This is a genomic window from Actinomycetota bacterium (genome assembly GCA_030776625.1).
In the GTDB taxonomy this organism is placed as follows: domain Bacteria; phylum Actinomycetota; class CADDZG01; order CADDZG01; family WHSQ01; genus MB1-2.
In genome coordinates, this window is sequence record JALYHL010000001.1 from 112808 (window position 1) to 135758 (window position 22951).

24 protein-coding genes are annotated in these 22951 nt (G+C 66.1%); 2 read left to right on the forward strand and 22 right to left on the reverse strand.

Going from position 1 to position 22951, the window contains the following annotated elements:
• Window positions 1–6: 6 nt before the first annotated feature.
• The 3 genes from M3N53_00595 to rpsO form a co-directional block, all read right to left on the reverse strand.
• Window positions 7–1386 carry an insulinase family protein gene (locus M3N53_00595; protein MDP9066831.1) on the reverse strand — a complete coding sequence of 460 codons (1380 nt, stop codon included), beginning with the start codon at window positions 1384–1386 and terminating at the stop codon, window positions 7–9.
• On the reverse strand, window positions 1268–3634 hold the full coding sequence (locus M3N53_00600) for a polyribonucleotide nucleotidyltransferase (GenBank protein ID MDP9066832.1): 2367 nt from the start codon (window positions 3632–3634) through the stop codon (window positions 1268–1270). The genes M3N53_00595 and M3N53_00600 overlap by 119 nt, the downstream gene beginning before the upstream one ends.
• Window positions 3635–3842: 208 nt before the next feature.
• Window positions 3843–4112, reverse strand: coding sequence for a 30S ribosomal protein S15 (rpsO, locus tag M3N53_00605; protein ID MDP9066833.1), 270 nt, complete (start codon window positions 4110–4112; stop codon window positions 3843–3845).
• 228 nt (window positions 4113–4340) lie between these two features.
• Between rpsO and M3N53_00610 the strand changes: the two genes are divergently transcribed.
• Window positions 4341–5255, forward strand: a complete 915-nt coding sequence (locus M3N53_00610; GenBank protein MDP9066834.1) for a hypothetical protein — start codon at window positions 4341–4343, stop codon at window positions 5253–5255.
• 8 nt (window positions 5256–5263) lie between these two features.
• Here M3N53_00610 and M3N53_00615 read toward each other — a convergent pair whose 3' ends face one another.
• On the reverse strand, window positions 5264–6718 hold the full coding sequence (locus tag M3N53_00615; GenBank protein MDP9066835.1) for a DUF4173 domain-containing protein: 1455 nt from the start codon (window positions 6716–6718) through the stop codon (window positions 5264–5266).
• A gap of 91 nt (window positions 6719–6809) precedes the next feature.
• Here M3N53_00615 and M3N53_00620 point away from each other — a divergent pair, with 91 nt between their 5' ends.
• Entirely contained in the window at window positions 6810–7031 is a 222-nt protein-coding gene (locus M3N53_00620; protein MDP9066836.1) for a hypothetical protein, read from the forward strand.
• Here the strand turns inward: M3N53_00620 and M3N53_00625 are convergent.
• From M3N53_00625 to rpsB, 18 genes are all read right to left on the reverse strand, one after another.
• Window positions 7028–7963 carry a bifunctional riboflavin kinase/FAD synthetase gene (locus tag M3N53_00625; GenBank protein MDP9066837.1) on the reverse strand — a complete coding sequence of 312 codons (936 nt, stop codon included), beginning with the start codon at window positions 7961–7963 and terminating at the stop codon, window positions 7028–7030. The two genes, M3N53_00620 and M3N53_00625, sit on opposite strands and share 4 nt — an antisense overlap.
• Window positions 7960–8820, reverse strand: coding sequence for a tRNA pseudouridine(55) synthase TruB (gene truB / locus M3N53_00630; GenBank protein MDP9066838.1), 861 nt, complete (start codon window positions 8818–8820; stop codon window positions 7960–7962). Before truB ends, M3N53_00625 begins: the two co-directional genes overlap by 4 nt.
• Window positions 8817–9794, reverse strand: coding sequence for a bifunctional oligoribonuclease/PAP phosphatase NrnA (locus tag M3N53_00635; GenBank protein ID MDP9066839.1), 978 nt, complete (start codon window positions 9792–9794; stop codon window positions 8817–8819). Before M3N53_00635 ends, truB begins: the two co-directional genes overlap by 4 nt.
• Window positions 9791–10156 carry a 30S ribosome-binding factor RbfA gene (gene rbfA, locus M3N53_00640; GenBank protein MDP9066840.1) on the reverse strand — a complete coding sequence of 122 codons (366 nt, stop codon included), beginning with the start codon at window positions 10154–10156 and terminating at the stop codon, window positions 9791–9793. The genes M3N53_00635 and rbfA overlap by 4 nt, the downstream gene beginning before the upstream one ends.
• Before the next feature lie 121 nt (window positions 10157–10277).
• Window positions 10278–10580 (reverse strand): DUF503 domain-containing protein, encoded by a 303-nt coding sequence (locus M3N53_00645; protein MDP9066841.1) that lies wholly within the window; start codon window positions 10578–10580, stop codon window positions 10278–10280.
• A gap of 15 nt (window positions 10581–10595) precedes the next feature.
• Window positions 10596–12749: a translation initiation factor IF-2 gene (gene infB, locus M3N53_00650; protein MDP9066842.1), complete on the reverse strand. Its 2154-nt coding sequence runs from the start codon at window positions 12747–12749 to the stop codon at window positions 10596–10598.
• A gap of 250 nt (window positions 12750–12999) precedes the next feature.
• Window positions 13000–14052: a transcription termination factor NusA gene (gene nusA, locus M3N53_00655; protein MDP9066843.1), complete on the reverse strand. Its 1053-nt coding sequence runs from the start codon at window positions 14050–14052 to the stop codon at window positions 13000–13002.
• A gap of 34 nt (window positions 14053–14086) precedes the next feature.
• On the reverse strand, window positions 14087–14548 hold the full coding sequence (locus M3N53_00660; protein MDP9066844.1) for a ribosome maturation factor RimP: 462 nt from the start codon (window positions 14546–14548) through the stop codon (window positions 14087–14089).
• 289 nt (window positions 14549–14837) lie between these two features.
• Window positions 14838–16007 (reverse strand): flavodoxin-dependent (E)-4-hydroxy-3-methylbut-2-enyl-diphosphate synthase, encoded by a 1170-nt coding sequence (gene ispG, locus M3N53_00665; GenBank protein ID MDP9066845.1) that lies wholly within the window; start codon window positions 16005–16007, stop codon window positions 14838–14840.
• 26 nt (window positions 16008–16033) lie between these two features.
• The gene (locus M3N53_00670; GenBank protein ID MDP9066846.1) at window positions 16034–16294 is read right to left on the reverse strand and encodes a GNAT family N-acetyltransferase; all 261 of its coding nucleotides are present in this window, start codon (window positions 16292–16294) and stop codon (window positions 16034–16036) included.
• Window positions 16177–16461, reverse strand: a complete 285-nt coding sequence (locus tag M3N53_00675; protein ID MDP9066847.1) for a hypothetical protein — start codon at window positions 16459–16461, stop codon at window positions 16177–16179. Before M3N53_00675 ends, M3N53_00670 begins: the two co-directional genes overlap by 118 nt.
• Entirely contained in the window at window positions 16462–17643 is a 1182-nt protein-coding gene (locus M3N53_00680; protein MDP9066848.1) for an RIP metalloprotease, read from the reverse strand. It abuts the gene before it with no gap.
• Window positions 17640–18773, reverse strand: a complete 1134-nt coding sequence (gene dxr, locus M3N53_00685) for a 1-deoxy-D-xylulose-5-phosphate reductoisomerase (GenBank protein MDP9066849.1) — start codon at window positions 18771–18773, stop codon at window positions 17640–17642. Before dxr ends, M3N53_00680 begins: the two co-directional genes overlap by 4 nt.
• A 60-nt stretch (window positions 18774–18833) precedes the next feature.
• Entirely contained in the window at window positions 18834–19664 is an 831-nt protein-coding gene (locus tag M3N53_00690) for a phosphatidate cytidylyltransferase (protein ID MDP9066850.1), read from the reverse strand.
• Between the two features lie 217 nt (window positions 19665–19881).
• Window positions 19882–20448 carry a ribosome recycling factor gene (gene frr / locus M3N53_00695; GenBank protein MDP9066851.1) on the reverse strand — a complete coding sequence of 189 codons (567 nt, stop codon included), beginning with the start codon at window positions 20446–20448 and terminating at the stop codon, window positions 19882–19884.
• Between the two features lie 14 nt (window positions 20449–20462).
• The gene (pyrH, locus tag M3N53_00700) at window positions 20463–21206 is read right to left on the reverse strand and encodes a UMP kinase (protein ID MDP9066852.1); all 744 of its coding nucleotides are present in this window, start codon (window positions 21204–21206) and stop codon (window positions 20463–20465) included.
• Window positions 21207–21830, reverse strand: a complete 624-nt coding sequence (gene tsf / locus M3N53_00705; protein MDP9066853.1) for a translation elongation factor Ts — start codon at window positions 21828–21830, stop codon at window positions 21207–21209.
• A 38-nt stretch (window positions 21831–21868) separates the two neighbouring features.
• On the reverse strand, window positions 21869–22852 hold the full coding sequence (gene rpsB / locus M3N53_00710; GenBank protein ID MDP9066854.1) for a 30S ribosomal protein S2: 984 nt from the start codon (window positions 22850–22852) through the stop codon (window positions 21869–21871).
• Window positions 22853–22951: the final 99 nt, after the last annotated feature.

Consider the following 22951-nt stretch of genomic DNA (forward strand, 5'->3'; position numbering starts at 1 on the left):
CAGGAGCTACGCCGCGTGCTGGTCGAAGGCACCTTCATCGAACGGACCCACGACCGTCGTCTGCCACTCGCCCGCTCCGAGGACCTCGGCAATCACCCGACGTATGTCGTCCATATCGAGCCGGTCGTACTTGCCGATCAGCTCCTCGATAGACAGGATCTCCCCTGTCGTCAGCTGCTGACGGCCGAGACGGTTCATGCGGCTCCCGGGATCCTCCGAGGAGAGCACCAACGAGCCTTTGACATGACCCTTAGCCCGCTCCAGCTCGGACTCGCTGATCCCGTCGCCCACGAGTGACTCGACCTCGGTTCGGAAGATGTCTAAGACCGTGTCGGCGTTCTGCGGCGTCGTACCGGCATAGATGGCGAACGAGCCCGTGTCGGCAAACATCGAGCGATATGAGTAGACGGAATAAGCGAGGCCGCGCTTCTCCCTCACCTCTTGGAACAGCCGCGACGACATACCGCCCCCGAGGATGGTGTCCAGCACCGTCAGCGCGTGCCTGTCCTCATGACTGCGGTGGAGGCTCTCCGTTCCGGTGACGATGTGAGCTTGTTCCGTCGGTCGCTTGAACACGGTGACCCCACCGGCGAGCGAAGGGACGGGCCCGGCGCGCAAGGTGCGCCGCCCGCGGGTGTCGGGAAAGAGCCGCGCCACCTCGTCCACCAGCGCATCGTGATCGACGTGTCCGGCGGCGGCGACGACCAGGTTCGCGGGCGAGTAGCGGTCGCTCCAGTATCCGGCGACCTCGTCCCGGGTGACCTTCGAGATCGTGTCGTTATATCCGAGCACCGGGCGTCCCAGAGGGTGCCCGTCCCACATGCACCGGTAGAAGAGGTCGTGGACCAGCTCGTCGGGAGCATCCTCGTGCATCGCGATCTCCTCCAGGATGACCTTCCGCTCGGACTCGAGCTCGTCCGGGTCGATCACGGAGTTGCGGATCATGTCCGCCAGCACGTCGACCGCCATCGGGAGGTCGTCGTCCAAGACGCGCGAGTAGTAGCACGTGTACTCCTTGCCTGTGAAGGCGTTCACGTCCCCACCCACCCGGTCGAACGCATCGGCTATGTCCTTCGCGCTGCGAGCGGGAGTCCCTTTGAACAAGAGGTGCTCGAGGAAATGTGACGTGCCCGCGAGCGAGTCCGGCTCGTCCCGCGCGCCTACGTCGAACCAGAACCCGACGGTCCCGGAGCGGACCTCTTCCATCCGCTCCGTGACTACGGTCGCGCCCGAATCCAGCGTCGTTCGAGAGAAACGCATGCGACGGCTACTCGCCGCGCGGCGGTGCTTGCTCGCGGCGCGGCCCGCCCTCGCGGCGCGGCCCCCGCTCGCGGTCCCGTCCGCCCCCACCGTCGCGGCGAGGGCCTCGGTCACGGTCGCGACCACCGCGGTCGCCACCTCCGCGGCCACCTCCGCTGCCGGCCGCCGCGGCGCGTGCCTCTTCGATGGTCTTGCCCTGCGCGACCTGACGCTCCAGCCACGCCACGGGGGTGAGGTTGATGCGGCCCTGACGATCGACCTCGATCACCTCGACCTCGATCTCGTCACCCTCGTTCACCGCATCCTCGACCCGCTCGATGCGTCCTTCTCCGAGCTTGGAGATGTGCACCAAACCGTCGCGCCCAGGGGCAATGTTGACGAAGGCGCCGAAGGCCATGCACTTCACGACCTTCCCGGTGATCCGCTCGCCGACCTCCGGCAACTTCGGATCCACGAGCTGCTCGATCAACTCGGCCGCCGCGTCCGCAGATTCCTGGTCCGCAGAGCCGATCCGGACGGTGCCGTCGTCGTCGATGTCGATCTCGACGCCGGTCGTGGACGTGATCATGTTGATGTTCTTGCCCTTCGGACCGATGAGCTCGCCGATCTTGTCGACCGGGATCTTCAACGCCAGCACCCTCGGAGCACCAGCCGCGAGCTCCTCGCGGGGGCGCGCGATCGTCTTGTTCATCTCGCCGATGATGTGCAGGCGCGCTCTCTTGGCTGCAAGCAACGCCTCGCGCAGCACCTCTGCCGGCACGCCCGAGATCTTCGTGTCGAGCTGCAAGGCGGTCACGACCTCTTCCGTCCCCGCGACCTTGAAGTCCATGTCACCCATCGCGTCCTCGTCACCGAGGATGTCGGTCAAGGGGAGGAACTTGCCGCCTTCCGCCATCAGCCCCATCGCAACGCCGCCGACGTGTGTGCCGCCGCGGACGGGGACACCCGCGTCCATCAGCGCAAGGGAGGAGCCGCAGACGCTGGCCATCGAGGTCGAGCCGTTCGACGACATGATCTCGGACACCATGCGCAACGCGTACGGGAACTCGTCGCGCGATGGGATCACCGGGAGGATCGCCTTCTCGGACAACGCGCCGTGGCCGATCTCGCGACGCTTGGGCCCCCGCATGAAGCCAGCCTCTCCGGTGGAGTAGGGCGGGAAGTTGTAGTGGTGCATGTAGCGCTTGGTCTCGTCGAGCGACAGGTCGTCGACCATCTGCTCCATCCGCTGCATGCCGAGGGTCAGGATCGAGAGACCCTGGGTCTCGCCGCGCGTGAAGATGCCGGAACCGTGCACGCGCGGGATGACGCCGATCTGCGTCCAGATGGGGCGGACCTGATCGATCGAGCGGCCATCGAGTCGGACGTTCTCCTCGACCACCCGCCGCCGCACGAGCTTCTTCATCAGCGACCTGACGGCTGCCTTCGTCGCTTCCTCGGATTCGGGGAACTCGGCCTCGAGAGAGGCAACGGTCTCGCGCTCGATCTCCTTGATGCGCCTGCGGCGGTCTCTCTTGACGTTGATCGCGATCGCCTCTTGCATCGCGCCGGCGGCGACCTCCGAGACGCGGGCGTAGATCTCGTCCGAGTAGTCGACGAACACCGGGTAGTCGGTGTCCGGTCCGCCGAAGCTCGCCTTCGGCTTTCCGGCGAGACTCACCAGCTCACGCTGCAGGTCGATGACCTCTGCGATGTACGGCTTCGACTCCTCGATGCCTTCGGCCAGCAGCTCCTCGTCCGGCTTGCGCGCGCCTTGCTCGATCAGGTCGAACAGGTGCTCCGATGCTCCCGCTTCGATCATCATGATGTCGACCTCGCCGCCCTCGTTGACCCGGCCGGCGACGACGAGCTCGATCGTCTGCTCTTCCTGCCGCTCGTAGGTGGGGTTGGCGACCCACTGGCCGTCGATGTGCGAGAGGCGGACGCAACCAACCGGGCCCTCGAACGGCATGTCCGAAACGGCGAGAGCCGCCGACGCCGCGTTGACGGACAGGATGTCTATCGGGTTCATGTTGTCCACCGCAAGAGCGGTCACGACCACGTGGACCTCGTGACGGAAACCGTCGGGGAACGACGGTCGCAGCGGACGGTCGATCAGACGGGCGTTGAGGATGCCCTTCTCGCTGGCGCGTCCCTCACGGCGGAAGAACCCACCGGGGATCTTCCCTGCGGCATACATCCGCTCTTCGACGTCGACGGTTAGGGGAAAGAAGTCCCCGCCTCGCGGGTCCGAAGACGTGCCCGTGGCGAGGACGGTGGTCTCGCCGATCTGCCCTAGTACGGCGCCGCCGGCTTGTGCCGCGAGCCGGCCCGTTTCGAATCGGAAGACCTCGTTGCCGATCTTTCTCTCTACCGAATGGATCTCTGGTGCCATGTGCTTTCCTCCTGAAGTGTGGAACGCGCGTCGATGCGCGTTCTCGTACGGGAGGAGAGGCGCCGAGAGAGGCCAGTTTTCAGTTGTAAGGGCACCTTGGCGATGACCTTGCGACTGACAACCGACCCAGGGCGGCCTCTCCTTGCTGCTTAGTTAGGTCGTGGCGGCGAGGCTTCCCTCCCTTCTGGAGATCCCTGCGGCGATGCCGCTACCTCCGGAGACCGAGTTTCCCGATGATGGCCCTGTAGCGCTCGACGTCCTCGCGCCTCAGGTACTCGAGGAGACGACGCCGGCGCCCCACCATCCTGAGAAGGCCGCGGCGCGAGTGATGGTCTTTGGGGTGCGTCTTCAGATGCTCGGTGAGGTCGGCGATGCGACGCGACAACACAGCGACCTGGATCTCCGGCGAGCCGGTGTCGTTGTCACCCCGGGCGTTGTCCGAGATGATCCGAGCCTTGTCTTCCTTCAGCAATGCCATACGCGCTGCTAAGAACCTTTCTCTAGCGAGAGCGGCCTGCGGCGGGGAACGGCAGCCGGGCCGTCGAGCAGCCTAGCAGGTCAGAGCCACGATGGAGCCGCCGCCCGGGCCGCCCCCCGGGCCGGTCCCCCGACCGAACTGGAGAAAAGGTCCAACAGTTCGCGCACTGCCTGCAGCATTACCAGGCGGTCGAACGTCTAGCACGCGACCAACGGCAAAGGAGGATGGATGAGGAGACGGGCCGCGGCTCTCGCGGGGGTGGCGCTGATGGTCGCATCCGTGGCCATCCCCGCGGCTGCCGCGCATCCGGGCGAGAACGGCCGGATCGCCTTCATGCGACTCGGGGGTGGCTATGGGAACCGGCCCTCGGAGATCTTCTCGGTGAGAGCAGATGGCAGCGGGCTAAGACGCCTCACGAACAACGACCAGCCTGAGGGGGTCGGTGCTTTCTCCCCCTCCGGAAGGAGGCTCGCGTTCAGCGTCGGCGGCGACACCTATGACTCCGAGCTGTACGTGATGGACGGCCGAGGCCGGAATCGCCGCCGCATCGTCGACCTGCGAGGCGGCAACGGAAGCCCCAGCTGGTCGCCGGACGGTGACTGGATCGTCTTCTTCAACGTTCGACCCCGCCGTCGCGGCGAGGTGTTCATCGTTCGGCCGGACGGCAGCGGCCTGACGCGTCTCACCGATACGCCCGTCGACGAACTGGCGCCGGACTGGTCTCCGGACGGCGATCGCATCGCGGTCATCAGCGACAGGGGAACGGGGACCAGCGACGTGTGGACCATGAACGCGCGCGGCTCGGACTTCGAGCGCGTTACGCGGGGAGCTACGGTCTGCCGGCGGGGTTGCGAGGACCGCTACGGCGGGATCGACAGCCTCGATTGGGCACCCGGCGGGAACCGGATCGTGTTCTCCGCGAACAAGGGCGACGGCCCGTCTGAGATCTGGATCGTGCACGAGAGTGGCCGGCGCCTCCGAAAGCTCGCGGGAGGGCGTCACCCCGCGTGGTCTCCGGACGGCCGCTGGATCGCCTATTCAGCCGAAGGCAAGCTCTACAAGATCCGCATAGATGGAACCGCGCGACGCCGTTTGACGAACAACGGCAACGACTACATGCCCGACTGGGGCCGAAAGATCTAGAGCGCCCGTTAACTGTCCACGCAGCCGGTCGGAACGACGGAAAGCCGATGACGGTAAGGCTCGAGGAGGTCCAGTGCCCGTTCGCGCCCGAAGTTCCACGACCACGCCGAGCTGCCATCTCCCGCCCGTAGCCCTATGGCCCTGAGCGCGCACTCCCGCTCGGGCTCCGGGAGGCGGGTCAGCGCGGGGACGGCATCCAGCCCCAGGCCAGAGAGATAAGAGCTGTCGACCCTGCCGGTTCGGCTGAAGCGGTCGATGTTGCGCGACGCAATCAGAGCATCGGGGTTGAGTAGGTTCAGCACGATCAGCGAGAACCAGGCCAGTCCCAGGACCCACCTCGGGAGCCAGGCGGCGTTCCACACCGCCCCCGCCACAAGCAACGAAGCGAAGACGCCCGCGAGCCACAGGATCGTCGTATCAACGAGAAGCCGGAGCCGAGTGAACCCGTACGCCTCTTGATAAAGGTTCATTCGTCGAAGGGCGGATGCGAGTACGACGAGCGTCAGAACGCACAGGACGCCCAGAAGCAGCTTCATCCAAAACCGCGTGCGCTCGGTCGAGGCGCCAAGATTCACCGCCGCCGCGATCAGCGCCAGCGTGATGAGCGCGACCACGACGAGCTGGAAGAACCCACTGCGCGCGTACTGCGCGTAGGTCAGGCCCGTTGTCTCCAAAACCTGCGAATGTCCACCGAACAGCACGGTCAGTTGCACCCACACGAACGCGGCGAACAATGCGTCAACAACAACCAGGCAGGTGACCCACTCCGCGGGCGCAAGCCGCAACCGCTGTCGCTTCGGGGGATCTGGTTTCCACGGAGACGACGCTCTCTCTTCGTTCGCTGAAGCTGCCAACAGCACGAAGGCCCCCGCCACCGCGAAACAGACGACCGCCACTACAACCCGCACCGGGAGCAGGCGCACGTCAACATCCGGCACCAACAACCTCTGCGTGAGCGAGGCGAAGGCGGCGTCTGCGCTGGTGAACAGCACCCCATAGATGAGGGCCAGCGCGGCGGAGAGAACCCCCGCTCGCGCGAGCGACGCGCGCGAACGATCCGGGACAGTGGCTAGGCAGCGGGAGACCGGGCGGAGCACCAAGGCGACGCCCGGACACAGCCGCGCGGCCAGCCGTAGGGGCGCCACCGCCATCTGACGCCAACCTCGCGCCCTCGCGGCGCCGATTGCGGCCACTGCGAGAGCCGCCACTAGGTTCAGCCCGAGGAGCCATCCCGCCGTCCGCAGGGCGAAGAAGCTCACGCAGATCCCGGCGGCGGCGAGCAGCGACAGGTCCGCGCCACGGAGGTCCTTCCCGCGCAACATCCAAACGGATCCCAGCACCAGCAGCGACGTGATCACGAAGGCGATACCCGGCGGCTCCCCCGGAAGGGTGGCCGCCGCGAGGAGTCCCGCGACGCAAACCAGGAGCGAGAACAGATCGCCACGATCGAGCCTCTCTGACACGTGATGCAACGTAGACATCGAACGCGGGGAAGACGCGGCCGCGATTCGAAGATTCTGCAAAGTCAAGTCATGCGGTCATGGCGATGCCCCCGTGGAGCCGCTGCCCACGGGGGCCCACAAGGCACGGGTCGTGCGCGAGATGTTCGAGTCGGACCGGGACGCGTACGCGTACCTGCCGCGATCGACCGCCTACCTGCCCGAGCCACACCTGCCGAAGCAGATGCTGAACGAGGTAGGGATGACCGACGTTGCACGCGAGGCTCTGGCTGTGGGAGCGGCACAGCTGATCACCGGAAGGCGCGCGACGAGCTAGACGATCAAACTCCGCGTCTGTTCGATGTCGGCGTGCATCTGGGAGATCAACGCCTCCTCCGACTCGAACCGCAGCTCGTCGCGCAGGCGCGTCCAGAACTCGATCCGAAGCTCGCGGCCGTAGAGGTCCGCCTCGAGATCCAAGAGATACGCCTCCACCCGCACCGGTGTCGTGGCCTCGTCGCCCCCGAAGGTGGGATTGACCCCGACGTTGATGGCCGCGCTGTACCAGATGTCTCCGGCGCGGGCGCGCCCGGCGTACACGCCGCGCGGCGGCCGAACGAGTGCGGGATCCGGCGTGATGTTCGCGGTGGGGACGCCCAGCCCCTTGCCTCGATGATCTCCGTGCTCGACCGGGCCCTCGACCTCGAATGGACGCCCGAGCAGGTCGCGCGCCAGACGCAGGTCCCCCGCCGCCACCGCTTCCCGGATACGGGTGCTCGAGACCTTCTCGCCGCCGATCTCCTCGAGCGACACCGGATGCACCTCGAATCCCCCGGTGCGCCCGATCTCGCTCAGCATCGTGGTGTCGCCCGCGGCCTTCCTGCCGAACCGCCACCCCTCTCCGACGAGAACGATCCGGGCATGCAGCCCCGTGGCGATCACCTCCGAGGCGAAGTCCTTCGCCTCCATGCTCGCGAGCTGGTGGTCGAACGGGAGCACCACCAGCAGGTCCGGCCCCAGCTCCTCGATGAGCTCGACCTTCCGGGACGAGCTGGCGAGAGCAGGGGGCGCCTTGTCGGGACGCAAGGTGATCGCCGGGTGGCGATCCCACGTCAAGACGCAGGACTCGAGCCCGCGCTCGCGGGCCGCTCCGATCGCGCGGTTGATCAACATCCGGTGGCCGAGGTGGACGCCGTCGAAGGTGCCGATCGTGACGACGCTTCCACTCGGTTCGAGCGGCAGAGCCCCGAGCCCGACCAGCGTTCTCAAGTCGGCAGCACCTTCTCCGCGATCAGCTGGAGGCCGCGCCGCTTGTAGATGGCGAGCAGCCGGTCATCGCACACGAGCGCGACGGGCTGTGCTTCAGGCAGCTCTGCGTCCGCCACCAGCGGGCGTCCGTCCGACACGAGGCGACGGGCGTCCTCATCGACCTCGAGGCGCGGCAGGCTCCGCACCACCTCTAGAACCGGGCGCAGGTGATCCGGCGACAGCGCCTCCAATGTGACTGCGTCACCTTCAGAGAAACCCGATCCCTCTATCCGTCGCAGTCGCACCAGATGGGCCCCGCAGCCGAGCTTCTCCCCGATGTCGTGGACAAGCGTCCGGATGTAGGTCCCCGGCGAACAGATGACGTCGAAGGACGCGCTGGGCGGATCTTCGGTGAAGTCGGTCACATCGAGCCGATGGATCGTGACCGGGCGCGGCCGGCGCTCGACCTCTTCGCCTCTCCGAGCCTTCTTGTAGAGCCGCTCGCCGCCCACCTTGACGGCAGAGACCATCGGGGGGACCTGTTCGATGTCGCCGACGAAAGTCTGCGCCACCGCGTCGAGCGACGCCCTATCGATGTCGACGGGTCGCTCCCGGACCACCTCACCGGACGCATCCTGCGTGGTCGTCGTGGTGCCGAACGAGGCCATCGCCACGTACCTCTTCGGACCGTCCTGCGCATACGACAGGAGCCGGGTGGCGGTGCCGAGACCGAGCACGAGGATCCCGGTCGCGTCCGGATCGAGCGTTCCGGCATGTCCGACCTTCTTCGTCCCGAAGACCTTGCGGACCCGATCCACGACGTCGTGGGAGGTCATCCCGGGTGGCTTGTCGATCACGAGGATGCCGTTCGGCGTCATCCGCCGGTGGAGCGAAGCTCTGCAACGATCCCTGCCGCCGTCGCCTCCCGGTTCGGCACGGTGAAGCCCGCGGCCAACTCATGGCCCCCGCCGCCACGCGAGCGAGCCAGATCACCAACGCTGGGACCCTTCGAACGCATGCTCACGCGCCACTGGCCGTCGCTCTGCTCCTTGAACATGGCGGCTACGTCCGCGGCTCGCGTGCCCCGGACGAGGTCGATCAACGCGTCCGTCTCGTCCGGTGCAACGCCTGTCTCCTTCAGATCCTTCAGCGTGATCCACGAGTAGACGAAACGTTCGTCCTCGTGGAGCACGGCCCGGTCCAGCACGCGCCCGACGAGCTTCAGGAAGCCGAACGGCGACGACTCGTAGACCTCCTGCGCGATGCGAGGCGCATCAACCCCCAGCGACAGAAGGTCCGCCGCGAGCCTGAGGGTGTCGGGGGTGGAGTTGGAATACTGGAACCTCCCCGTGTCGGTCACGATCCCGACGTACAGACAGGTCGCGATGTCTCTGTCGATCTCGACGCCCAGGTCCTGCAGCATGCGGGTCACGATCTCTGCGGTCGACGACACGGTGGTGACGACGATGTTCAAGGAGCCGAACTGGTCGTTCCCCGGATGATGGTCCACGTTGATGAGGCAGCTCGAAGAGAGGGCACGCTTTTCGAGGGACCCGAGCCGGTGGCCGGCTCCGCAATCCAACGCGAGAAACGTTCCGGCACGCTCGACCTCCACGGGCGGAACGATCAGGTCGGCCCCCGGGAGAAAGGAATAGGAGGAAGGCACCTCGACGGAGGTCGCCCCCCAGCTGGGATAGACCTCCTTGCCCAGCTGCTTCAACCCGAGCGCGGCCGCGAGCAGGGACCCCAAAGCGTCGCCGTCGGGATTGACGTGGCAGGCCAACGCGACATCGGGTGCAGCGCGCAGCGCCTCGATCGCGCGCTCCCAATCGCTGACGTCGAACCTTGTCACGGCTGTGGCCCCTCGTCCGTCGAGGCTTCCCCGTGGATCCTGTGCAAGATCTCGTCTAGCTTCTCGGCCTCCTGCGGGCCGGTGTCGAGCTCGAACACCAGCTCGGGCAGGTACTTCATGCGCATCTGCCGACCGAGCTCGGAGCGCAGGTAAGGCCGCGCGCTGTTGAGACCGGCCATCGTGGCTTTGACCGCTTCGTCGCTCCCAAGGACGCTGACGAAGACACGCGCGTGCCGGAGGTCCGGCGTGATCTTGACGAAGGTCACCGTCGCGAACCCGACCCGGGGGTCCTTCAGGTTCTGGATCTCCTCGCCCAGCACCTGGCGCGCGAGCTTCTGGACCTTTTCCATCCGTTGGCTCACAAGCAACCCGACCCTCGTGTCAGGGTGTCCGCGGCCAGGTTCTCCATCCGTTGGCTCACAAGCAACCCGACCCTCGTGTCAGGGTGTCCGCGGCCAGGTTCTCCATCCGTTGGCTCACAAGCTAGAAGTCCTCCATGTCGACGACGTCGATACTCCGGTCGATGATCTCGGCGGACCCGAGCACCGACCGCCCGACCACCTTCTCAACCTCCTGCAGCACCTTCCTGCATTGACCCGCGGACTCGGACACGCAGCTGACGCCGAGGGCACAACGTTGCCATAGGTCCTGATGGTCGACCTCGGCGACCGCGACGTTGAACTTGTTGCGCACGGCTGCGATCACCGAACGCACCACCTGGCGCTTGTCCTTCAGCGACGAGCTGGCAGGGATGAACAGCTCGAACCGGGCGACGCCTACGTACATCCGAGTGAGAGGAGGCTACCGAGCGACCTCTTGGACCTCGAACGCCTGGATCAGGTCGCCCTCTTTGACGTCCTGGAAACCTTCGAGCCCGATACCGCACTCGAAGCCGGCGGCCACCTCGCGCTGGTCGTCCTTGAAGCGACGCAGGGATCCGATCGTGGTCTCGTAGATCACCGTGCCGTCTCGAACCAGCCGCGCCCGGGAGTTCCGCCGTACCACCCCATCCAGAACCATGCAGCCGGCGACGACGCCGAGACGCGGCACCCGGAACGTCGCGCGCACCTCGGCCTGGCCGATCGGAACCTCGCGGATCTCGGGTCCCAGCAGACCGCGTGCCGCGGCCTCGATGTCCTGCACGGCCTGATAGATGACGCGATAGGTGCGGACATCGACGCCCGCCTCCTCGGCCATCGAGCGGGCGCTCGAGTTCTCGACCACGTTGAAACCGATAACGATCGCGTCCGATGCCTGCGCAAGCGTGATGTCGTTCTCGGTGATCCCACCGACGCCCTTGCGCAGGACGTTGATCTTCACGAGCGACTGATCCATCTTCTCGAACTGATCCGCCAGCGCCTCGACCGAGCCCTGCGCGTCCGCCTTGATGAGGACGTTCAGCTCGGGGACCTCCCCCTCGCGCGTAGCCGCCAGCAGGGTCTGGAGCGATACGCCGCGCGCGGCCACGATCTCGGCCTCGCGGATGTGGTGCCCGCGGGCGCCCGCGAGCTGGCGCGCCTCGCGCTCGTCGTCCAACGAGCGGAACTCATCCCCCGCCTCTGGCACCGACTGCCACCCAAGCACCAGCACGGGCACGCCTGGCCCGGCGCTCTCAACGTTGTTGCCGTTCTCGTCCTGCATCGCGCGCACGCGTCCCCACGCGGCGCCGGCAAGGAGCGCGTCCCCTTGGTAGAGGGTTCCCTTCTTCACCAACACGGTCGCCACGGCGCCGCGACCCTTGTCTAGGTGAGCTTCGATCACGACACCGCGGGCGTGAGCCTCGGCATTCGCTTTGAGGTCGAGCTGGACGTCACTGGTGAGCAGGATCATCTCGATCAACGACTCGAGGTTCGTCCGCGCCTTCGCCGACACGTCTACGAAGACCGTGTCACCGCCCCACTCCTCCGGCAGCAAGCCGTGGTCGGACAGCTGCTGGCGAACCCGCGCAGGGTCCGCTTCGGGCTTGTCGACCTTGTTGACGGCAACCACGATGGGCACGCCTGCAGCCTTCGCGTGGTCTATCGCCTCCACGGTTTGGGGCATCACACCGTCGTCTGCCGCGACGACCAGCACCGCGATGTCGGTCGCCTGCGCGCCGCGCGCCCGCATCGCGGTGAAGGCGGCGTGGCCGGGGGTGTCGATGAAGGTGACGTCGCGGCCGTCGTGCTTCACCCGGTACGCGCCGATGTGCTGCGTGATGCCTCCGGCCTCTCCCCCCGCGACGTTGGTCTTGCGGATCGCATCGAGGATCGCTGTCTTCCCGTGGTCGACGTGGCCCATGACCGTGACGACCGGCGGCCGCGCGACCAGGGTGGCACCGTCGTCGTCGTCCTCGTCGTCGTCGTCCTCGTCGAGCTCCTGGGTCGGATCGACCACCTGCACCCTTACCCCCACCTCGTCCGCGACCAGCTCGACCGCTTCGTCGCTCATCGACTGGGTAACGGTGACCATCTCGCCCAGCCCGATCAGGATCTTCACGATCTCGGCCGGCGCCCGGTCGATCTTCTCGGCGAAGTCCTTAACCGTGATGCCGCGGTGCACCCTGATGACTTCGTCGGCGGCCGCCACAGCCGGTTCGGGCTCGGCGGGCTCCTGCGCCACGGGCTCCGGCTCGGGCTGTGGCGCGCGCGCGGGGCGGCTGGGGGCGGGCGCTGCCGCCGGCTTCGATGAAGCGGGCTTGGGTGTGGAATCCGGCTTCTTCGGGCCTGCCTGGGGGGCCGCGGTCGGCCGCGCCTTGCTCGGGGCGGCTTCACGAGGCGCGGCCTGGGGCGTCGCCGGCTTCTCCGCGGGCGCGGCGCCGTTCCCGAGATCGGACCTGATGCGGCTGGCCACCGACTCATCGATCGACGACGAGTGGCTCTTCGCCGGCTCGCCGATCTTCTCGAGGTGAGCCAGCACCTCCTTAGAAGACAGGCCGAGCTCTTTGGCTACTTCGTGGACCCTGGGCTTAGCCATGACTTCCCTTTCTCATCAACTCGTGCTGCAACCCATCCGGGAGCCGGTCGCAGCGGAGCGCCCGGCGCAGCCGGCCCGTGGCGAACGCTGCCTCGACGCACGCTCCGTCCCGGCAGAGGTAGGCGCCCTTCCGGCGGCCCCAGCCTCGGTCGAGAAGCTCCCGTCTGAGCTGATGGCGACCCTCGTCAGCTCGCTCTTCGGCCGCTTGGTGCGACAACCAACGCAGGTCCGGACAGGACCTGCAGCCATATTAGTCCGCGGCCCCGGCACTCTCGGCGGCGGCGGGCTCCTGGGCCGGAGGCTCGTTCTCTCGCCGCACCTGGGACTCGGACTTGATGTCGACGCGGAGACCGGTGAGCCGCGCCGCGAGCCGCGCGTTCTGACCCTCTTTGCCGATCGCCAGCGACAGCTGGTAATCCGGCACGATCACGAGCGCCGTCTCGCCGTCCTCGGCGATCTGGACCTCCTTCACCTTCGCCGGAGACAGCGCGTTCGCCACGAACTCCTCGCGGCCCTCGGTCCATTTGATGATGTCGATCTTCTCGCCGCGCAGCTCGTTCATCACCATCCTGACCCGCGAGCCTTTCGATCCCACGCACGCACCCACGGGATCGACGTTGCGGTCGCTGGAGGCAACGGCGATCTTCGAGCGATGGCCCGGCTCCCTCGCGATGGACTTGATCTCGACGATCCCGTCCATAATCTCGGGCACCTCGAGCTCGAACAGCCGGCGGATCAGATTCGGATGCGTCCGGGACACGATGATCTGGGGGCCGCGGGCAGAGCGACGGACCTCGACGATGTAGGCCTTCAGGCGCGCGCCGTGGTCGTAACGCTCGTGCGGGATCTGCTCGGACGGAGGCATCAAGGCCTCGACCTTCCCCAGGTCCAGGATCGTGTAGCGATGATCCTGCTGCTGGACGATGCCGGTCACTATGTCACCCTCGCGCCCTGAGTACTCGCCGAAGGTGAGGTCGCGCTCCGCGTCGCGGATGCGCGAGACGATCACCTGTTTCGCCGCCTGAGCCGCGATCCGACCGAAGTCGGCAGGAGTGTCCTCCCGCTCCTGGAGGACGCTGACCTCCTCGGTGTCAGGATCGATCTCGACGTCTTGCCGGTAGACGGTCACCTCTTCGGTGTCGCGGTCGATGACGGCCCGGGCCCTCACGTTCGGGTCGTGCTCGGCGTTGATGATCCGGAGGTACGCGGACGCCAGGGCCTTCTCGATCGCCTCCACCAGAGTTTCGAACGAGATGCCCCGCTCGCGCTCGAGCTCGCGCAGAGAATCCATAGGGATCTTCATCTCGGTGCCCCTTCCGTGTCCTTCACTTGCTTCCTCAGTTCCACTCGAAAACCGTCCTCGCCGACTTGATCTCGTCGTAGGGGACCTCGACATGCTGGTGATCCACCTCGAGCTTGACCACAGCGGGGCCGGCCTCGGCGATCACGCCCTCGACCCGGTGGCTGTCCCCCAGCATCCGCTCCTTCGTCTTCACTACGACCTTCCGCCCCAGACAGAGCTCGAAGTGGCGCTGGTCCTTGAGCGTCCGCTCCAGCCCCGGCGACGACACCTCCAGGGTGTAGCGGCCGCCGATCGGATCCTTCAGATCGAGACCACGAGAGATCTCCTCGGAGACCTCCGCGACGGTGTCGAGGTCGAGCCCGCCAGATTCGGATTCGACGAAGACCCTGACCACGGCCCGCCCCTGCTGCCCCGCCATCTCCACGTCCCACAACAGCAACGACCGGCGTCGGGTCACCGCCTCGGCGAGGTCTCTGACCTCCTCGAGAGCCCCCATGACCCCCTCCTCACGAACGAAGCCCCTCCGGGAGGGGCTTCACGTCGATCCTCTGTTGGCGCTGCTGGTGTGCGACCTGAAACTCCTGCTCAGGGTCGGTTTGCGAGTTTACCACCGGCGATCGAGCCAACCGCCTGAGCTACATTGACCTCCACCCACCCAGATACCCACGACTCCAAAAGGAGGACCGATGGCGAAACGAGCGCGGAGACGCCGCTCCCGCAAGAAGAACAAAGCGAACCACGGCCGCAGGCCGAACGCTTAGCCGGCCCGCCGAGCGGGCGCCCCTCTAGTTCGCGCTGGGCGGCGTCAGGCCCACCTGCAGGAGGGCGTTCCTCCGACCGGCGCCCTTGAGAACCTCGACGGAGCCTTCCTCGGCTCCGCCCGCGGCACGGATGTCCGCTGCGACCCGCTCCGCCTCCTCCAAGAGAGCGTCGACCAGGCGATCGTGTGGAACCCACCCGATCTGCTTGCCCTTGGAGAAGAGCAGTCCTCGTCCAGGACCGGCGGCGATCCCGATGTCGGCGTCGCGCGCCTCGCCGGGCCCGTTCACCTCGCACCCCATCACCGCGATCTGCATCGGAGGCAGATCCATCTTCTCGACCCGCTCCTCGACCTCCTGAGCCAGCGCGAACACATCCAGCTCCGCCCGACCACAAGACGGGCACGCGACGAGATCGAACGTGTCCTGCCTGATGCCGAGCGCGGCCAGGATCTGCTTACCGACCTTCACCTCTTCAACGGGCTCGGCCGTCAGCGACACGCGAATGGTGTCGCCGATCCCTTCGGCAAGCAAGGTGCCGATCCCGATCGCCGACTTGACGATGCCCTGCTTGGGTGTGCCCGCCTCCGTCACCCCGAGGTGGAGCGGAACGTCCGTCTTCGACGCGAGGAGCCGGTACGCGTTGATCATCTCGGCGACGTTCTGATGCTTCACCGAAACCTTCACGTCCCTGAAGCCGTGCTCCTCGAGAAGGCCGATCTCATACAGGGCACTCTCGACGAGCGCCTCCGCCGTTGGGCGTCCGTACTTCTCCACCAGCTTCCGGTCCAAAGAACCCGCGTTCACGCCGACGCGGATCGGCACGCGCCGCTCCCGAGCCGCATCCGCGACCTCCTTCACATGCTTCGGGTTCCGCATGTTGCCGGGGTTCAGGCGCAGCCCGTGAACTCCGGCGTCCAGCGCCATCAGCGCGAGTCGGACCGAGAAGTGGATGTCGGCGATGATCGGCACGCCCCCCTCCGCCACGATCGTCGGCAGCGCCCTGGCGTCGCCCTCGTGCGGGACGGCGACGCGCACGATGTCGGCACCCTGGGTGGCAAGCTCGTGGACCTGGATCAGCGTCGCCTGGACGTCGTCGGTTTTGGTCGTGGTCATCGACTGGATCGAGATGGGTGCGTCTCCACCGACGGCGACCGAGCCGACCAGGACCTGGCGCGACTTGCGTCTCTCGTACATAGATCCAGTCTAGGGGCGAAGAATGTTTAGACGTCGCGAGAGAAATGGAAGCTTGTTATGGAATATCGCTCTCGGAAGTAGAAGCGGTGGGCGTCGGTGCGCTGCGTCCCCGAATCCAGTTGCACCTTGCTGCAACCGGCTGCTCTTGCCGCCTCCAGCAGATGGTCGTTCAACGCCCGGCCATAGGCCTTGGAGCGCCAGCGTTCTGCCGTGACGAGGTCGCGATGTACATGAAGCGGCCGTGCAGGAACCCGTGGGTGAGGTGGTACCCGGCGGCGGCACGACATTCGCCCTCGTCGAACAACCCGACCACGCGGTAGCCGGTCGGGTAACCCTCTCGGTAAGTCGCGCGAAACCCCTCGAGGCTCAACTCGGTGCGCAGCTCACGCATCACCGGATAGACATCGTCCAGACGCTCGTCGTCGGGGCCTACCTCGATGAACTCGATCGGCACTTAGAAGGGTGACTTCAAAGGCCGCGCGACATCGAGGTACAGCACGGCCACGAACAAGAGTAGGAAGAAAGCGATCACGGCTGCGGCCACAGGAATCAGCTTTCGAAGATCCACCGCGCGCCCGGTGATCTTCTCCCAAGCGAGAACTGCAAGATGGCCCCCGTCCAATGGTGGCAGCGGCAGCAGGTTCATCATCCCGACGAAGATCGTGAACGCCACGATCAGGCCGACGAAGTTCAGGTACTCGCCCTCCGCGACGGTTTCTCCGGCGATACGGCCGGCCCCCACCAGTCCCATCGCTCCATCGGCGTCGCGTTCGCCGTCTCCTGTGAGCTCCCGCCAGAGGTCACCGCCGAAGACCTGGGTGAAGATCCTTCCCATCCCCGTGAAGGATCGAGCCGTCACGTCGACGACCAGCCCACCGCTCATGGTGGCGGCGCCGAACAGGTTCTCCTTCTGGTACAGCGGCTTCGGTTGGACGCCGAGGAAAGCGGTCTGTTCACCCGAAGATGTGGGCGCGAGCTCCTCTCCCGGTGGCGCGTAGTCAACCAGCTCGCCCTCTTCACTAAAGGCGGCGGAGCCGAGACGGGCCGCTAGATCCAGCCGCTCGCCGTCCCGCTCGACCACCATGTTCAAGGTCCCGCCGGGCTCCGCGGCGCGGATCGCTGCGCGCGTCTCGTCCCAGTTCCGCGTCGGCTGGCCATCGATCTCGACAATCACGTCCCCCTCCCGCAGACCGGCCTCGGCCGCAGGAGCGACGTCTCCCTCGATGCTCTGCTCGACCAGAGCGACCTCGTTCGTCGCCTGGTCGGTGGGGAACCCGATCGTCATCATGGTCACCACGAGGATGACGAAGGCGACGAGCCAGTGCGTCGCAGAGCCCGCGAGCAGGACGATCGCGCGCTGCCACGCGGGCTTGTTCGGGTACGACCGCGGTTTGTCTTCCTCGGGCACCTCCTCATAGGGGTTCATCCCGACGATCTTCACGAACCCACCGGCGGGGATAGCCGCGACCCCGTACTCGGTCTCGCCTCGCTTGAACGACCACAATGGCGGGCCGAACCCGATGAAGAACTTGGTCGCCTTGAAGCCGAAGGCCTTGGCCGCGATCAGGTGCCCCGCCTCGTGGATCATCACGACGACCAAGATCGCGACGATGAAGAGGATGACTCCAAAGCTCATGCGCGTCCGCCCGCTGCGACGCTGACCGAACGCGCATCGACCGAGCGCTCGGCCCGTTCGCGCGCCCACCGATCCGCCTCGAGGACGATGGCGACATCGGACTGATCTTGCGCTTCGCCACCTTCGTGCGCCTCGAGCACGTCTTCGACCACGGACGCTATGTCGAGGAACCCGAGTCGATGGTCGAGGAACGCTGTAACCGCGACCTCGTTCGCCGCGTTCAAGACCGCGGGGTAGGTCCCACCCCTGCGCCCGGCCGCGTACGCCAGCTCCACTGCCGGGAAACGGTCGCGATCCAGCTCTTCGAACTCGAGCGCGCCGCGACCGACGAGGTCGAGAGATCCGTAAGCCTCGGCAGCCTCCAGGTCGCCCAGCAGCGCCGTTTGGATCGGAAGTTTCATGTCTGGGGCGGCCGCGTGCATCAGCAACGACCCGTCGGTCAGCTCGACGATGCCGTGGACGACGCTCTGCGGATGGACGACGATGTGGATGCGCTCGAAGGGCAACCCGAACAGATGATGAGCCTCGATGGCCTCGAGGCCCTTGTTCATCACGGTGGCGCAGTCGATCGTGATCTTCGGGCCCATCGACCACGTCGGGTGCGCGAGCGCGTCTTCAGGTGTCACGCCTGTCATGTCAGCGCGCGTGCGGAAGGGTCCGCCGGACGCGGTAAGCGTGATGCTCCGAACCTGGCCGGACGTCGCCCCTCGGAGGCACTGGGCTATCGCCGCATGCTCGGAATCCACCGGAACGATCCGACCTCCGCCGCGAGCAGCAGCGGCCGCGCACGCCGACCCCCCTGCAACGAGGGTCTCCTTGTTCGCCAGCGCCAAGGTCTTACCGGACTCCAGCGCGGCGACCGAAGCCTTGAGCCCCGCCGCTCCGACCACCGCGTTCAAGACCACGTCGGCTTCTTCAGCGCGCGCCAACTCCTCCGCGGCCTCCGCCCCCAGTCCCGTGCGTGCGACTCCGAACCGCTCCGCTTGGTCCTTTAGCGTCGCGGAGTCGGAACCCGCCACGAGACCTACGACCTTCAGGCGGTCGCGATGCCGATCGATGACTTCGAGCGCCTGACGTCCGACCGACCCGGTGGAGCCGAGGATCACGACGCGGCGCAGGGATGCGCTCATGACTCGATTGTCACACGGTGGCCGCGCTACCCGTTCTGCCCACGAAGCGGCAACTCGCGATCACGTAACGACGAAACGCAAGTAGAGATACACCGCCGGCGCGCAGAACAGGATGGCGTCCAGCCGGTCGAGCAAGCCACCGTGCCCGGGCAGGAGCCGCCCGGAATCCTTGATGCCGATCTCTCGCTTCGCCAACGACTCCACCAGATCACCAACGGGCGCGAGCAGCCCGCTGATGGCGCCGACCGCGAGGCCGTGCAGGGGGTCGAGGCTCTCCAGCAAGGCCGCGAAGAAGAGGCCACCCGCAAGAGACGATGCGAACCCGCCGATCCACCCCTCCCACGACTTCGCGGGCGAGATCGACGGAGCCATCTTGTGACGTCCGAACCGCGTTCCGGCGAAGTAAGCGCCGATGTCGTCGAGCGCGGTGATCAGGATGTACGCGACCAACAGAAAGATCCCGTCCTCCAGCTGCAGGATCGAGGTCGCAGCGGCTCCTCCCCCCGCGATCCACGCCACACCCAGAACCGTCCAGGCCACGTCGCTGGCGGCCGTCGCTCCGCGGCCGGGACGAAGGGCGAGGAGGAAGGCGCCGTACATCGTCAGAGCGAGCACGACCGCGATAAGCGCCGGTCTTTCGAGGAACGCGACCAGCAACAGAGCGAAGCCGCACAGCAGCCCGAAGACCATGTTGGGACGGTGGCCCGTCTGCAGCAGGGCGTCGTAGAGCTCGAACAGAGCCGTGAGCACCACCACGGAAACCAACACGAAGAAAGCCGTCTTGCCGATCAGCGCGCCGATGATGATCAGCGCCAGCAGGATCAGCGCGGTGATGACGGCTTGCTTGAGAGATCGCCCTGCCTTCGGCGGCGGCAGCTCCTCGGTGGCCATCCCCACTACCGCTCCTGCGCGGAAATAACGCCAGCCTTCAGGAGACGGTGCACTTGGTGCTCCTGCGCGGAAGTAACGTCAGCATCCAGGGCGGCACTGCGCGGCGAGGGCAAGGCGCGAGGAGCGGAGCATACCTGCAAGGTACGTGAGCGACGAGCAACGCAGCCGTCGCTGATGCAGGGACGTACTGGGGCGACGGGACTTACGCAAAGGTGCACTAAACCTCGGAGAGCTCTGCTTCCTTGCGCTTCAGGTTCTCGTCCACCTCATGCACGTACTTGTCCGTCAACTTCTGAAGCTGGTTCTCGGCCGCGCGCTCCTCGTCCTCGGACAAGATGCCCTCTTTCTTCATCCTCTCCAGCTCTTGCTTGGCGTGACGGCGCACGCCGCGGATCGCCACGCGGCCGTCCTCAGCGCGGACGTGAGCAAGCTTGATCATCTCCTTGCGGCGGTCCTCGGTCAGCTGCGGGAACGCAAGGCGGATGACCGTGCCGTCGTTGTTGGGCGTGATCCCGAGATCCGACGCGTTGATCGATTTCTCGATCGCAGAGATCGAGCTCTTGTCATAAGGGGCGATCACCATCAACCTCGGCTCTGGAACCGAGACGTTCGCGACCTGGATAAGCGGCGTCTGCGTCCCGTAGTAATCCACCGTGATCTTGTTGAGGAGGGCTGGAGTAGCGCGACCGGATCGGATCGAAGCGAGGTCCTCCTGGTTGACCGAGACGGCCTTCTTCATCTTGTTCTCGGCGTCACGCATCACGTCATCACGGCTCTCGAACATGTGGCGGCCTCCTACTAGGTGGCGTCGGAGTGAACGAGCGTCCCAACCTCTTCACCCGAGAGGATCCGCATGATGTTGCCGGGCTTGAGGTTGAAAACGACGATCGGCAGGCGGTTGTCCATGCATAACGAGATCGCGGTGGAGTCCATCACCTTGAGGCCGCGGTTCAGCACCTCGATGTACGGCACCGAAGGGAACATCTTCGCGTCGGGGTTCACGAGAGGGTCCGAGTCATAGACGCCGTCGACACGCGTGCCCTTCAAGATCGCCTCAGCACCTATCTCGAGAGCGCGCAGCGCTGCGGTCGTGTCGGTTGAGAAGTACGGGTTGCCCGTGCCACCCGCGAAGATGACGACGCGTCCTTTCTCGAGGTGCCGCATGGCGCGCCTCCGGATGTACGGCTCCGCCAGCTCTTGCATCCAGATCGCCGTTTGGACCCGCGTCTGGACGCCCTCTTTCTCGAGCGCATCCTGCATGGCCAGCGCGTTGATGACCGTCGACAGCATGCCCATGTAGTCCGCGGTGGTGCGATCGGTTCCCTGCGCAGAGGCGGACAACCCCCTGATGATGTTGCCGCCGCCGATGACGAGCGCGACCTCGGTTCCCGTGTCGCGCGCTTCCGCAACCTGGCGCGCGATAGATGCGACGATCCGCGGGTCGATGCCGAACCCGTGGGTCGGCTCGGCGAAGGCCTCTCCCGAGAGCTTTAGAAGGACCCTTTTGTACTTAGGTGGAGGCCGTAGATCGGAGTCCGCCACCTAGCCCTCTTTGCCTTCACCCACGCGGATGCGCATGAAGCGGCCGATGGAGACGTTCTCTCCCATCGAAGACTTGGCCTCGTCGATCAACTGCTGGATCGTCTTGGACTTGTCCTGGATCCACTCCTGATCCATCAAGACGTTCTCCTTGTAGAACGCCTCTAGCTTCCCGGCGACGATCTTCTCGATCACCTGGTCCGGCTTGCCGGAGTCCTTGGCTTGCTTCGCGTAGATCGAGGACTCTTCGTCGAGGACGTTCTGAGGAACCTGGTCGCGGGTGGTCCAAGACGGGTCCGCGAAGGAGATATGCATCGCGACGTCTTTGGCCAGCCGCTCGAACTGTTCGGTCTTCGCTACGAAGTCGGTCTCGCAGTTCAGCTCGATGAGAACACCGAGCTTCGGCGGGTAGTCGGGTGTCGGGCGGTGCATGTAGGCGTACACGATGCCTTCGCTCGCGGCCCGCCCGCTGCGCTTGGCGGCGTCCGCCAGGCCCTTCTCCCGAAGGAGGCGTTTGGCGGCTTCAAGGTCGCCGTTCGCCTCGGCGAGCGCCTTCTTGCAATCCATCATCCCTGCGCCGGTCGAGTCGCGCAGGGTCTTTACATCTTTCGCAGTGAACTCTGACATGTCGCGCTACCTTCCTTCTTTTCGTGGCGGTGTGGTGGTTATCCGTTGTCTCCCGCGCCCGCCTTCGGACGAGGATGCGACAGGTCCCCGGGCTCGTCGCCTTTCGCATCGGCCTTGCCATCGTCTTCCGGCTTCACGGGCTCCGAGACGCCCTCTTCCGGAGCGTTGGCCTCGGACTGAGACTCCCCGCTGATCCGCAGGGCCTGCTCCGCGGCCTCCTCCGCCTCCAGCTGCAGCTCCCACTCCGCCTTCGGCTCCGCCAACGCGCCGGGCAGGACGTCGCCGCGCCTGGCAGCGGGCGCCGCGGCGGGGGCCGCGCCGTTACCCGAGTCGTCCGGTCGCATCGACCTACCCTCGATCACTGCGTCGGCGATGACTCGGGTCAGCAGCTGCCCTGACCGGATCGCATCGTCGTTGCCGGGGATCGCGTAGTCGACGTCGTCGGGGTCGCAGTTGGTGTCGAGAACGGCGACGATCGGGATGCCGAGCTTCTTTGCCTCGCGCACGGCGATCTCTTCCTTCTTCGTGTCGAGGATGTAGATGGCGTCGGGCGCCTTGTCCATCCCCTTCATTCCGCTGAGGTTCCGCGCCAGCTTCTCGTACTCCCGCCGAAGACGGAGCGCCTCTTTCTTGGACAGCGCGTCCAGCGCGCCGGACTCCTCCATCTCCTCCAGCTCGCGCATCCTCTTGATCCGCGCGTGGATCGTCTGGAAGTTGGTGAGCATGCCGCCCAGCCAGCGGAAGTTGACGTACGGCATCCCGCAGCGCGTCGCCTGCTCCTCCACCGCGTCCTGAACCTGCTTCTTCGTCGCGACGAAAAGGATCGTGCCCCCGCCGGCGACGGTGTCGCGGACGAAGGTGTAGGCCTTCTCGATCCCCGACATCGTCTGCTGGAGATCGAGGATGTAGATGCCGTTGCGCTCCGTGAAGATGAAACGCTTCATCTTCGGGTTCCAACGGCGGGTCTGATGGCCGAAGTGCACGCCAGCCTCGAGCAGCTGTCGCAGAGTCACGACAGGCATAAGCAACTCCTCCTTCTTCGGTTCGACCTCCGCCCATCGCCCCGCGCTCTGCACGGGGACCGAGAAGATGATGAGCGTGTGAATTTTTGTTGCGGCCCA